Genomic DNA, 12179 nt, shown 5'->3' with positions numbered 1-12179 from the left:
CAACGGATTTAATTCATTACTTAAAACAACTTAGTAATGAAAGCTTGAACTCACTATTGACCTTGTACATATTAATTCATCAATCTTTTGAAAGTCTGAAGTAAAAGGTTTTCAGTACAAGGCGCACGTTCGAAGTACTATATTCCCTACGGCCGCTATACAAAACTGGCGTTCAACGCACTTAGGAAAGTTGCGGAAGAAAGTATACCGATGAGCTTTCGTCACTCCAGCGCAGGCTGGAAACGAAGTAACGACAGTTTTGTATCTCGGTAGTCTAGTGCCTTTGCTTTTTTCTATAAAAGTCACTGGATACCAGCCTTCGCTGGCATGACAAAGATTGGCACTTTCTAAATCGCTAGATCCCTCAGTGCTTTTGTCGGGATAATTCAAGAACCTGCAACGTAGCATTGTAATAACGACAGTTTTGTATGTCGGTAATAACTATGTTTTCACCAATTTCGTTTGTACTTTGTGCATATACATAATACCAATTACAGTAACTGGTATTACTAGCTACCAATAATTCACACACAACCAAAGTACAAAAAAGAAACTGAACCCAAACTACTTCTAGATGAATAAATTTGGAAATAACAAATCAGAATATGAAGTTTATGAATAGGGTAAATAAAAAATTTTTCATATAAAAATAAAAGATGACCTCCCGCCAGTCATAAAGGTTTCTGTTCATCAAAACTGCGTTTTGCCATTGGTTTCCTTCAGATTTCACCTCATAGAACAACGCCATGCTCGGCGCACATACCAATTACAGTAATTAACTTCCCACTCAGCAAGAGCTAAAGGATTTCAGTGCAAGGCACAAGCTCGAAGTACTATATACCCTAACGGCCGCCATACAAAGCTGGCGTTCAACGCATTTCGTGTTTTTGTCGGGATAATTCAAGTGCTTGTAACGCAGTAATGGAACCCTTTAGCCTTGCCCTTTGGGAGCTTGTATGTGCTCACTTTGGTTTATAAAGAATACTTCTCAAAATTGTCTTGACGTAGCAATATAATAACGACAGTTTTGTTTGTCGGTAACAACTATGTCTTCATCAATTGCGATTGCACTTTGAGCACATACATAGCTCTGAGTTGAGTATTTAATTACTGTAATTGGTATAAAATGCCCTGAACAGTCAGGGCATTTTATTAACACTAGTAAAGCTGAAGTTATGCTTGGGGGCGCATTAACTATGCTTGAGGGCGCATTGCTGGGAATAGGATTACGTCACGAATCGTATGCGTGTTAGTAAACAGCATAACCAAACGATCGATACCAATACCTTGCCCAGCGGTTGGTGGCAGTCCGTGTTCAAGTGCTGTGATGTAATCAGAATCGTAGTACATGGCTTCATCATCACCAGCATCTTTCGCATCCATCTGAGCTTTAAATCGGCTGTCTTGATCTTCAGCGTCATTAAGCTCCGAGAAACCATTTGCCACTTCGCGACCACCAATGAAGAACTCAAATCGATCCGTAATGAAATGGTTTTCATCATTACGGCGGGCTAATGGGGAAATATCAGCAGGATACCCTGTAATGAATGTTGGTTGCATCAGCTGCGGCTCTGCCGTTTCACCAAAAATTTCTTCGAGTAGCTGACCACATGTCCAGAACTTCTCAACCGTCATGCCTAAGCTTTTAGCAAGATCTCGCATGAATTCAACATCTTTAACTTCTTCATACGTCATTGATTGAATCGTTGCATTGTCTGGGTTGTATTGTTTGATTGCCTCTAGCATACTCAAACGTGCATAAGGCCCACCAAAATCAACAGTATGCTCACCGTATGGCAGTTTGGTCGATCCACACAAATCCATGGCGATTGAGCTAAGCATTTCTTCAGTCAAATCCATCAAGTCTTTGTAGTCGGCGTAAGCCATATAGAATTCCATCATAGTGAATTCTGGGTTATGACGCGGTGATAGACCTTCATTACGGAAGTTACGATTGATTTCAAATACACGTTCAAAACCACCGACCACAAGACGCTTCAAATAAAGCTCTGGTGCAATACGCAGATACATTTCAATATCAAGTGCATTATGGTGTGTGATGAAAGGACGCGCGCTAGCTCCACCTGGAATGGTGTGCATCATTGGCGTTTCAACTTCCATGAACTCTTTTTTCACCATGAAATTACGTATTGCGGTAACCACTTTAGAGCGCATCACGAACGCATCACGAGATTCTTCATTTACGATCAAATCAACATAACGCTGACGGTAACGCATTTCTTGATCCGTCAAACCATGAAACTTTTCAGGTAAAGGACGCAATGCTTTAGTCAACAACTGGTAGTCTTCCATGTTGACGTACAAATCCCCTTTACCTGAAAGATGGAGTTGACCTGTTACGCCAATAATGTCGCCGATATCTAAACCTTGATATTTCGCTTTAACGTCTTTTTGAACGTCTTTACCTGCATAAGCTTGAATACGGCCGCTGACGTCTTGGATAACTAAAAATGGGCCACGTTTCGCCATAATACGACCCGCGATTGAACGTTGAATGCCCATTTCTTCAAGCTCTGCTTTGCTGTACTTACCATATTCAGCTTGAATATCCGCCGCCTTGTGTTTTCGATCGAAGTTATTTGGGTGACCGTTAGCAGGGCAATTCTCGCGAATATGTGCGAGCTTTGCACGACGCTCAGCAATGAGCTTGTTTTCATCTTGGACGTGTTCAGTCATCTTCTTCTCTCGTTAAACCTAAAAAGCGTAGTTGTATTATTAATAGTTGGGTTATTTAACCCATCGAATTTCTGTTCGTTTTACAATTTCGTCACTGTGATATCAATTACAGTGATTAAATTCCTGATTTTAAGCTGGCTTCAATAAATTTATCTAAATCGCCGTCAAGTACGGCTTGGGTATTACGGTTTTCAACACCTGTGCGTAAGTCTTTAATCCGTGAGTCATCTAATACGTATGAACGAATTTGACTGCCCCAACCGATATCGGATTTAGAGTCTTCAGCAGCTTGCTTGTCAGCATTTTGTTTGAGCATTTCAAGCTCATACAATTTTGCTTTCAACTGTTTCATCGCTTCATCGCGGTTTTTATGCTGCGAGCGACCACTTTGACACTGTACAACGGTGTTCGTCGGCAAATGAGTAATACGTATTGCAGATTCCGTTTTATTCACATGCTGACCACCAGCCCCTGATGCACGGTAGGTATCTACACGCAAATCCGCAGGGTTGATATCAATTTCAATTGAGTCATCAATTTCTGGATAGACAAACACGGAGCAAAATGAAGTATGGCGTTTACCTGATGAGTCAAAGGGCGATTTACGCACTAGTCGGTGTACACCAGTCTCGGTTCGTAACCAACCGAAAGCATATTCACCGTTAAACTTAATGGTCGCGCCTTTAATGCCCGCAACATCACCGTCTGTAACTTCGACAAGTTCGGGTTTAAAGTCATGGGCATCACCCCAGCGCAAGAACATACGCAGTACCATATTTGCCCAATCTTGAGCCTCAGTACCGCCTGAGCCAGACTGAATATCGAGATAACAGTGACTCACGTCATTCGGGCCGGAGAACATTCTTTTAAATTCAAGATCTTCCAGTCTAACTTCAAGATCATCAAGCTCTGTGCTTGCATCATTGAAGGTTTCTTCGTCGTCTTCTTCAACGGCAAGCTCTAACAAACCTTCAATATCTTCAAGACCTGAGTCCATATCATCGATGGTTTTGACCACGTTTTCTAATAAAACGCGTTCTTTTCCTAATGCTTGTGCTTGTTCTGGGTTATCCCAGATCCCTGAGCTTTCTAGCTCTCGGGTAACTTCTTCTAAACGTTCTTTCTTGGCATCATAGTCAAAGATACCCCCGAAGAAGATGAGTTCGATCAGCCAACTCTTTGATTTTGAATTTTACTGGGTTTACTTCAAACATGAATTCAGTTTCGCTTATCTGCAATTAGTAAGTCATTTAGCCGACCATTTTAACCTATGAGGAGAGGTGTGAAAACCGTCAAATCAAGCTTTCCAAACTGAATTTTACGCCTTGAATCAAAAACAATACCAAACTCACTTTTACTAAGTGCCACTTTTGTATTTTTAGTAAATAAAAACCACCTAAAGCTATGAAAACGTCACTCATTGATAGTATTGAGCTAACCACAACAGGTTGAACCCAAGCGGCCGCCAATACACCAACGACACAAGCGTTGATCATTTGTAATGCTTCGTTGAATTTTGGCCTTTCACACAGTAAATGCCAATGCTTAATTGTGGATAGCAGTAACAAAAATCCGGGTATAAAAACAGCTAATGTCGTCATCAACGCGCCAAAGAACGATGCGCCTTGCCAAGTAGAGGCTCCAATAAAAGTACTGAGGGTAAACATGGGGCCGGGTATCAGCTGAGAAAAACCATAACCCGCTAAAAAAAGCTGCCCATCAACAAGGTGGATTAAGCTGTGTTGTAACAGGGGTAATACAACGTGCCCACCACCGAAAACTAGGGTTCCTGCGAAGAAAAACTCTTTCATGATTTCAACATTTACCGATGTATCAGAAAAATAAACCAGCCCTATCAAAATCACACAAAAAATAGCGAGCCATAAGTAATTAATACAAATTTTTTGTGTAGATGGCTGCGGCAATGACGCATTTTTGTTATACCCATAAAGGGCAGCAGTAAAAAGCAGACCGATTTGAGTGATAGATGATGGAAAAATAATAAGCAAAATTACTGCAACCAATGCCAACATCCGTTTGATATTCGTTTGGCAAAAACTTTTGAACATTGAAATAACCGCATCAGCCACCACAATAACCGCCAGCAACTTAAGCCCATGAATGAGCTGCTGCATCCAAGTTTCATCAAGCCAATTCAGGCTCATTATCGCCAAACAAAACATGATAATAAATGAAGGGGCGGTGAATCCTACAAACGCCGCTAATGCTCCCACAATACCGCCGCGATGATAACCGATAGCAAAACCCAACTGGCTAGAAGAAGGGCCCGGTAAAAACTGGCACAGTGCTAACAATTGTCCGAAATAGGCATCGTCAAGCCAAGCTAACTCATCAACAAATCGACGACGGAAATAGCCTATATGAGCCACTGGCCCACCAAAAGCAATGACTCCCAGTAATAAAAACTGTTTGAATATGGTAATGGCTGAGTTGAACAAGGTTGATATTCCAGAATATTTTTTCTTATGATGTGACATTAAGATGACACTGAAATGACAACATCGTCATACAAACAGAACCACTGCATTACTCTTAATTGTCTTGCAAAGTGATAGTGTCAAAATCAGCGACTTTGTGCCTTTTTCCTAACTGTTTTTCTAACCAAGAAACAGTCTTTTTAGCCGTTAATCGGTAGGTGGTTAACTTTCCACCAAAAACACTGAGAAAATTAGGATGTGTTTGATCCATATGCATTAAGGTTTCACGAGAAGTGTGAAAAGCTTTATCTTTCGATGAGGGTAATATTCGTACGCCACAAAATGTTTTTATCATTAATTCTCGCAAATCGTTTATGTCGCCATACTGTTGGAAGTAATGAACAAAAACGCCCAATAGATACCTAATTTCGTCCTCAGTTGGCTTGATAACTTCAGGTAAGCACGTTAATGAAGTTTCCGTTGTTCCTATCAGTGTTTTTCCATACCAAGGCATAACAAAAATGACTCTTTCGTCGAAACAGGATTCTAGATAGACGATGCCCTCTGCAGCAGGTATATCCAATAATAAATGTGTACCTTGTACCCAGTTGATACTAGGGGGTTCAATTTTCGGTTTTACTGTATCAAGTAACTGATTCGCCCATGGACCTGCTGTATTAATTATTGCTGAACATTCTATTTCAAATAAATCATTACTTAATGCATACGTTAACTTATATCCACTTGATTGTTTTATTATTGATGTGCATTGTGCTCCTTCAACAATATTAGCTCCTAGAATTGTCGCGCTATGAGCAACTTGTTCACATAATTTAAGATCATCCGTTTGCCCATCCCAGTACTGTAAAATAATTTTCAAGCCACTTTTTTTGATCCCTTTAATTTCATCCCAATTTTTCATGGGAATTAATTTAAACCTCCCCCACTTAGAAAAACCACTCAACACATAATAAAAAGACAGCCCCAGTATAATCAGCCAGCCATTTCTTTTACTCTCCTTATATATTGGGATATAAAACTTAACAGGCTTAACCAAATGATTTGCTATTTCTAACAACTTTTGTCTTTCTTTAAGCGACTCGCGAACTAAACCAAATTGAGCTGATTCCAAATACAGGGCAAGATCGCGAACGCTTTTTAACCGATTGGGAAATAAAGTTTGACCCAGATCTTACTTTGTGATCATATACTTCTTTTTGCGGAAGTACCCGATGACGATGAATCTTACCTCTTTTAGAAAGCATTTCGAGCTACTCGATGACCAGCGTCAATCAGCGAAAGTTACCTATCCAATGTTTGATATATTTTTTATCACATTATGTGCTGTGATAGCAGGTGCAGAAGGCTGGAAAGAAATTAAAGAGTATGCAGAAGGCCATTTAGATTGGTTTCAAAAGCATGGTTTTTTAAAGTCTGGAGTCCCTGTTGATGACACTATTGCGAGAGTTATTAGCAGAATTAAACCTGAGCAATTTAACCAGTGCTTTGTCAAATGGATGCAGTCAGTTAATCGTTTATCTAAAGGGGAAATTATAGCGATTGACGGGAAAACACTAAGAGGCTCATACGATAGAGAGGATCGTCTTTCCACCATTCATATGATCAATGCTTTTGCGAGCAAAAATAAGATGGTACTAGGGCAACTAAGTACCGATGTGAAATCAAATGAAATTACAGCAATCCCAGAACTACTGAAGTTATTAGAAATAAAAGGCGCGATAGTTTCTATTGATGCAATGGGTTGCCAAAAAGAAATAGCCAAGACGATTATCAAACAAGGTGCTGACTATTTGCTGGCTGTTAAAGGGAATCAACCGTCACTACATGAAGCGGTGCAAAGCATGTTTGATGATTTTAGAAACGCTAAAGCCGACAATCTAAAAATAGAAAAAAACCGCAGTAGGCTTGAAGCGAGAGCTTGTCAGATCCTAAGTGCCAAAAGACTTGCGAAAGAATTTCCTGAATGGCCGTCATTAAAAACGGTTGGGGTTACGATGAGCTATCGACAGGAAAAAGGGAAAGAACCGAGTTTAGAGTACCGCTACTACATCTGTTCAACAGAATTAACAGAAGATAAGTTCGCAGAAGCTGTCCGTGAGCATTGGGCTGTAGAGAATAGCCTGCACTGGGTGCTAGATCTAACAATGAGAGAAGATGCCTGCCAGATTTATAAGGACAACGGTGCTGAAAACTGGGGAATACTACGTCAAACAGCACTTAATATGCTGAGAAAAGAGAAAACGAAAGTCAGTATGCCAACTAAAAGAAGGCGAGCTTGGATGAACACATCCTTTTTAGAGAAAGTATTAACAGCGGGATTTTCCGACGCGGTTAAAATATGAACACTCATGCGTTTGCCCTGATTCCAAATATCGAAGACCACCATGAATTAACTTGCTTGAATTACTTGATGTCGCATGCCCGACTTTATTACTTTCGAGTAAAATTAGCTGATATCCTGCAGCTGCGGCTGCTTGAGCAACTCCGGTACCAAGAATACCTCCTCCAACAATAACGAGCTCTGTTTTTTTCATTGCTGACCTCATGTACACCATGCAGAAATACTCAGTCTATATTTCGTTAATAACCAAATATACTCAAAACAAGATACCGATTAACATTAGGCCACTAGCCGAAATAAAATAATAAGAGTGAGCTAATTAATATGTTAAGAACAAACAAAACACAATCAAACTGGTCATACCACCAATCAATTATCCTCCATTACTTTTCGATATCTCTATTTCATATTTGGCTTACGATTAATGTATACACGATATTGAATAATCAATTTAAATAAAACATGAATATTAAAAATAGTTAATGAACAAGCGTTAATGGTAATTAACAACCAAACTATACTAAAAGTTCATTCGGTATTTATTGAATAACCCACGAAAGATTATGAGTTAAATAATATCAGTTTGAATATATCAAATTTCTAAATTGCATGATTCATCAGCATTAAGTCTTCTAAGGAGCGACGAAGATGAAAACAGAAGAATTTGAAACCTTACAAGATTTTGTTCAACAAGGTGGCTCCATAAGGATGCTTAATGATGTTGATCAAAAAGAATTAGACACTTTATATCAATATGCTTTTCAGCTCTTTGAATGTAAAGATATTAGCGCTGCAAGAAATATCTTCTATTTATTATGGCGAATAGATAGTTGGAGTTATGACTATTGTTATTCCCTTGGGCTTGTCTGCCAAAAACTCAATGAACACCATGAAGCGATTTATCTCTTTGGTCGTGCCGGAATGATTCAAGTAGATAATCCCCTGCCTTCTTATCATGCAGGATTAAGTTTCACTGCATTAGGAAACAAAGAGTACGCAAGAAGAAGTTTTCGCGCTTCACTAAGGTGGAGTGATGGTCGCCCTGAGTTCCAAGAAGTCAATGAAAACGCCAGTAAAGGTTTAAGTGCAGTAACTGAGGAGAAGAACCATGTCAGCAGTTAATAGCATAAAACCCAAAACTGATATTCCGCAATCAATCCAAAGTACATCACCAACTGGGGATACCGCAGGCATCGATGCAGCTTATCAAGCGGCAACCATTCCGAGCTGGTCAAAGCCTAGCGAGTACGCGCTCGCTGATCATATGAGTAAACATGGCAGCGCCATATCGAGGACTGATGCTGATCGCGCCTTAAAAAAAGTCATGGGGCAAATCATAAGGCAAGGACAAACCAATGCTAAAGCCACCGATGATGAAAATGAAAAAGAACAGATTCATGACGAAATCGTAAAAGAAAAAATCATGCAAGATGATATTCATCAAAAAAACAAAACCAAACAAAGTCTACAAGATCAGATAAATCAAGATATCGCTCAAGCCAAAAAAACAGCAGATGATCACTCCATCTCATCGCCAACCCTAAAGGTTGACGACATTAAAATGGCGAACCTTGAAAAAATTGATCCACAACAAATGGTCATGATGGCGACTCTATTGGGCATATCAACATTTAGTGCCACCGCCGACGCCACAATTAAGGCTACGGATATCATGACAAAAACACAGGAAGTTTTGAGAGACCAAAAAGTCAAAAAGTTGCAAGACAAAATGGCTCAACAGTCTGCTCAAGCTAAAAAAGCACACAAAGCTGGGATTTGGACCGCATTATTTGATTGGGTCATCAGTGCGGCCGAAGCGATATACGGAATAGTAAAACTCGTAGAAGGTGCAGCGAGAATTATATTAAGCGCTGGTGCCGACGTAAATGCTTACATGGAGGTAGCCGCTGGCGGAACCTATCTCGCCGCAGGCGTTGCGGGTTTTGTGAAAGCAGCAGCTGAAACCGCAGAGCTGTCACCACATTTATCTGAAGCACAAAAGAAAAAGTGTGAAGAAGTAGCAAAATATGCAGGCTTTGTTCAACTGGGTTTTGAAGCCGCCGGATTAATTGTAGATGTTGTGCAAGGTGGGCTTGCTTTTAAAGCAGCGAGGGGCGCGGTGAAAGGTATCAAGACTGGAGTAGAAGCCGCGGCCCCTAAATTGGTCGAAGGTATCGCGGATGTAGCAGCTAAATCCGCCGAAGATGGCGCATCGGAAGCCGTTGAATTAAGTATTACCGAAGCCAAGCAGGCACTCAAAGAAATGTCTAAAGAAATTGCCAAAGAAGTCAGTGAAAAGTTAGGTGACTCTATCGCTGAAAATGTTACTTCAAAAGCATTCAAAGAAGCTGTTGAAAATAGTGGCAGTACAGTTGTCAAAAAAACCATGAGTTCAGTTTCTGATTCAACCAAGCATTTTGGTGAAAAGGCCATCAAAGATATGACTGAAAAAGTGGTTAATAAAGTGGTTAAAAGAGCCATTAAAAAAGCCATTAAAGAAGGTGTTGAAATCAGTGCTGATGACTTAGTTAAGTCTGCTGGCCGCTGGGCAACATGGGAACTCATGAAAAAAGCCGCAAGCATAGGCGTGAAAGTGGGTATTCATATGCTACAAGGCGCTGTTGGAGGCGGCCGAACAATTACCGTGGGTACAATAAAAGAAATTAAACGGAAAACAGAAGAAGCCGTTGAACGGCTTATGCTAGATACCGAATTTTTGGAATATACCTATGACTGGTATGAAAGAACCAAAAATGATGAAGTGAAAGCTGCCAAGGGTTTAATGCAAAAAGAAACAACGTCACTTCAAGGTGCAACACAAACCATTACTGAAACTGGCTCAATTCAATCTCGCGTTGCCAGTTCACTTATATAAAAGAGGTCAATTATGAGTACTACAAGTATCGGTCAAGGTTCTCCTAACCTCGACCCTAAAAGCGGTAAACTAATGGATGATTCGCTGGTTGATCCAGAAGTGGTTAATTCGACAGTAAACACTCTGAAAAATCATCATGCCAAAATTAAAGAATCATTTCACTTGCTTTCAGCTAATGCGAATATAGAAAACGCAGGAACTGATAGTTCAAAAAAAGCAAACGATTATCTTAATGATCTCACTTCACGCTATGGTTCACTTGATGGTAACGGTTCAATGAGTGGCGCTGCCGCAATCAGTGAAATCAATGACTTAATGACCAAGCTCGCAACACTTTTTCAAGAGCTACGTAATATCATTCAAGATTTTGATGTGAAGCAGGAAAAACTGGCCTGGGCTGTACAAGTGTCAGGGTACGATCAAAAAGAACAAGGTATTGGTCAACAATCCATAGCTGGTGCCTTATCTGCAGGTTTCACAATTGCAGGTGGTATTGCTGGCGTAGCTGGTGGTGCTCTTGGTTCAGGGTTTGGTGAAGCTATTGCAATTGGCGGACAAGGTTTAGGTAAAGCTTTAGAAGGCGCTGGTGGCGTAGCGAACGCGACAATGACTAAAACCGCTGAAGAAGAAAAGTTGATCGGTGGATTTGATGAAAGTAACGCCAATACCTTCATCAAAAAGCTGGTTGAAATGCTAGAGAGAGCTCGTAAAACATCGGCTGACATGGTGAGTTTGCTTACCGAGTTGACGCAGTTACACCGTAGCTTAGAAAACGCTCTAATGAAGTAATGATTTTTGTTAACTGATGCGCCGAATAACCTTGAAGTAAATGTTGTTCGGCGCATGTCTACACAAATAAACATCAGGAAGATATTATGGATCCAGTAACAAATTATTTAACAAAACTAGGTGTCGACATTAAACCCGCCTATTTTGGCAGCAGTAATTATGAGTGGGGTAAATGTTGGGACACACCACAGTGGACACTTATTTATCGTCTCGATGAAAACGCGCTCACCGTTTGTGAATTTACAAGTAAAGATAAAGCATCAGGAATAAGCAGCGCTGTTTTACAGATGGTTGAACAGCTGAAACGCCTTAAAAAAAATGTAGCCGAAGTCTCAAACGTAAGAGGACGAGTTCTGCTTGATAATGGATCGGCCCAAGAACGTGAAAGACACCAAGTTTTCCATGATATTTTACTCAAGCAGGGTGCTAAAGAAATTGATCAAGAAGACGGCAGCTGGATAGTTTATTAAAAGATAATGGTAAGATAATAAAAATAAATTGCGCTGATAAAGACAAAGATAAGGAAGTACTATGTCTGAGCGTATGCATAAAGGTGGCAAAAACAGCCAGCCATCTCAAAAAGTCACTGATTTAAACTCTAATCCATCTTTTGAATTACTAGCACTCAGTCAATTACCACTTGAAACCTTTGCGACTTATATCGCTCAACATCCATTCAACCCTTCAAGTAATATTCAATTACAATTATTTTGCGCCACATCAAGATTGAATGCCTATTCGATACATATTGGTTCATGGGACACCCACAAAAAAGCCTCTAACATGAGTTAGAGGCTTTTTTGTTGTTTGGTCGGTGATAGAGGATTCGAACCTCTGACCCTCTGGTCCCAAACCAGATGCGCTACCGGGCTGCGCTAATCACCGTAAACTGTTTCAGTATTTCAACTGCTGTAAATCAAATATTCAATTTACATGAAAATGGTCGGTGATAGAGGATTCGAACCTCTGACCCTCTGGTCCCAAACCAGATGCGCTACCGGGCTGCGCTAATCACCGA

At 40.3% G+C, this 12179-nt stretch carries 10 protein-coding genes, 2 tRNA genes and 1 pseudogene; 6 read left to right on the top strand and 7 right to left on the bottom strand.

What is annotated here, in order from left to right; all coding sequences use genetic code 11:
• Nucleotides 1-1194: 1194 nt before the first annotated feature.
• The 4 genes from lysS to E2I05_RS02605 all read right to left on the bottom strand — a co-directional run bounded on the left by lysS (nt 1195) and on the right by E2I05_RS02605 (nt 6267).
• On the bottom strand, nt 1195-2697 hold the full coding sequence (lysS, locus tag E2I05_RS02620; protein ID WP_121853023.1) for a lysine--tRNA ligase: 1503 nt from the start codon (nt 2695-2697) through the stop codon (nt 1195-1197).
• Nucleotides 2698-2812: 115 nt separating this feature from the next.
• A protein-coding gene (gene prfB / locus E2I05_RS02615; RefSeq protein ID WP_165905460.1) for a peptide chain release factor 2 occupies nt 2813-3911 on the bottom strand; the annotation gives its coding sequence in 2 pieces (ribosomal slippage) (nt 2813-3835 and nt 3837-3911; 1098 coding nt in all).
• A gap of 78 nt (nt 3912-3989) precedes the next feature.
• Nucleotides 3990-5195: a chromate efflux transporter gene (gene chrA, locus E2I05_RS02610; RefSeq protein ID WP_121853025.1), complete on the bottom strand. Its 1206-nt coding sequence runs from the start codon at nt 5193-5195 to the stop codon at nt 3990-3992.
• A 55-nt stretch (nt 5196-5250) separates the two neighbouring features.
• Nucleotides 5251-6267, bottom strand: coding sequence for an FAD-dependent oxidoreductase (locus E2I05_RS02605; RefSeq protein WP_165905461.1), 1017 nt, complete (start codon nt 6265-6267; stop codon nt 5251-5253).
• Nucleotides 6268-6373: 106 nt separating this feature from the next.
• Between E2I05_RS02605 and E2I05_RS02600 the strand changes: the two genes are divergently transcribed.
• Entirely contained in the window at nt 6374-7498 is a 1125-nt protein-coding gene (locus tag E2I05_RS02600) for an ISAs1 family transposase (protein ID WP_121855319.1), read from the top strand.
• 12 nt (nt 7499-7510) lie between these two features.
• On the opposite strand, the pseudogene E2I05_RS02595 reads toward E2I05_RS02600, so the two are convergent.
• Nucleotides 7511-7690 (bottom strand): annotated as a pseudogene (locus tag E2I05_RS02595) (FAD-dependent oxidoreductase); the annotation flags it as partial.
• Nucleotides 7691-8145: 455 nt separating this feature from the next.
• Here E2I05_RS02595 and E2I05_RS02590 point away from each other — a divergent pair.
• The 5 genes from E2I05_RS02590 to E2I05_RS02570 all read left to right on the top strand — a co-directional run bounded on the left by E2I05_RS02590 (nt 8146) and on the right by E2I05_RS02570 (nt 11953).
• Nucleotides 8146-8619 (top strand): SycD/LcrH family type III secretion system chaperone, encoded by a 474-nt coding sequence (locus E2I05_RS02590; protein ID WP_121853735.1) that lies wholly within the window; start codon nt 8146-8148, stop codon nt 8617-8619.
• Complete coding sequence (gene sctE / locus E2I05_RS02585) at nt 8606-10372, top strand: type III secretion system translocon subunit SseC family protein (protein ID WP_121853734.1); 1767 nt, start codon at nt 8606-8608, stop codon at nt 10370-10372. The genes E2I05_RS02590 and sctE overlap by 14 nt, the downstream gene beginning before the upstream one ends.
• A gap of 12 nt (nt 10373-10384) precedes the next feature.
• A complete protein-coding gene (gene sseD, locus E2I05_RS02580) occupies nt 10385-11161 on the top strand; it encodes a type III secretion system translocon protein SseD (RefSeq protein WP_121853733.1) in 777 nt (258 codons plus the stop codon).
• 86 nt (nt 11162-11247) lie between these two features.
• Entirely contained in the window at nt 11248-11631 is a 384-nt protein-coding gene (sseE, locus tag E2I05_RS02575) for a type III secretion system effector protein SseE (protein WP_121853732.1), read from the top strand.
• Between the two features lie 61 nt (nt 11632-11692).
• Entirely contained in the window at nt 11693-11953 is a 261-nt protein-coding gene (locus E2I05_RS02570; RefSeq protein WP_121853731.1) for a hypothetical protein, read from the top strand.
• Between the two features lie 16 nt (nt 11954-11969).
• Here the strand turns inward: E2I05_RS02570 and E2I05_RS02565 are convergent.
• Nucleotides 11970-12046: transfer RNA gene (locus E2I05_RS02565), tRNA-Pro, on the bottom strand.
• Between the two features lie 55 nt (nt 12047-12101).
• Nucleotides 12102-12178, bottom strand: a tRNA-Pro gene (locus E2I05_RS02560).
• Nucleotide 12179: the final 1 nt, after the last annotated feature.

The sequence above is a fragment of the Parashewanella spongiae genome, assembly GCF_004358345.1.
Classification (GTDB): domain Bacteria; phylum Pseudomonadota; class Gammaproteobacteria; order Enterobacterales; family Shewanellaceae; genus Parashewanella; species Parashewanella spongiae.
This window is presented reverse-complemented; position numbering and strand designations above follow the sequence as displayed.

Excerpts from the sequence above, each read along its gene's own strand:
- sctE (WP_121853734.1), top strand. The coding sequence starts at position 8,606 with ATGTCAGCAGTTAATAGCATAAAACCCAAAACTGATATTCCGCAATCA.
- E2I05_RS02600 (WP_121855319.1), top strand. The coding sequence starts at position 6,374 with ATGAATCTTACCTCTTTTAGAAAGCATTTCGAGCTACTCGATGACCAG.
- lysS (WP_121853023.1), bottom strand. The coding sequence starts at position 2,697 with ATGACTGAACACGTCCAAGATGAAAACAAGCTCATTGCTGAGCGTCGT.
- E2I05_RS02570 (WP_121853731.1), top strand. The coding sequence starts at position 11,693 with ATGTCTGAGCGTATGCATAAAGGTGGCAAAAACAGCCAGCCATCTCAA.
- chrA (WP_121853025.1), bottom strand. The coding sequence starts at position 5,195 with ATGTCACATCATAAGAAAAAATATTCTGGAATATCAACCTTGTTCAAC.
- sseE (WP_121853732.1), top strand. The coding sequence starts at position 11,248 with ATGGATCCAGTAACAAATTATTTAACAAAACTAGGTGTCGACATTAAA.
- E2I05_RS02590 (WP_121853735.1), top strand. The coding sequence starts at position 8,146 with ATGAAAACAGAAGAATTTGAAACCTTACAAGATTTTGTTCAACAAGGT.
- sseD (WP_121853733.1), top strand. The coding sequence starts at position 10,385 with ATGAGTACTACAAGTATCGGTCAAGGTTCTCCTAACCTCGACCCTAAA.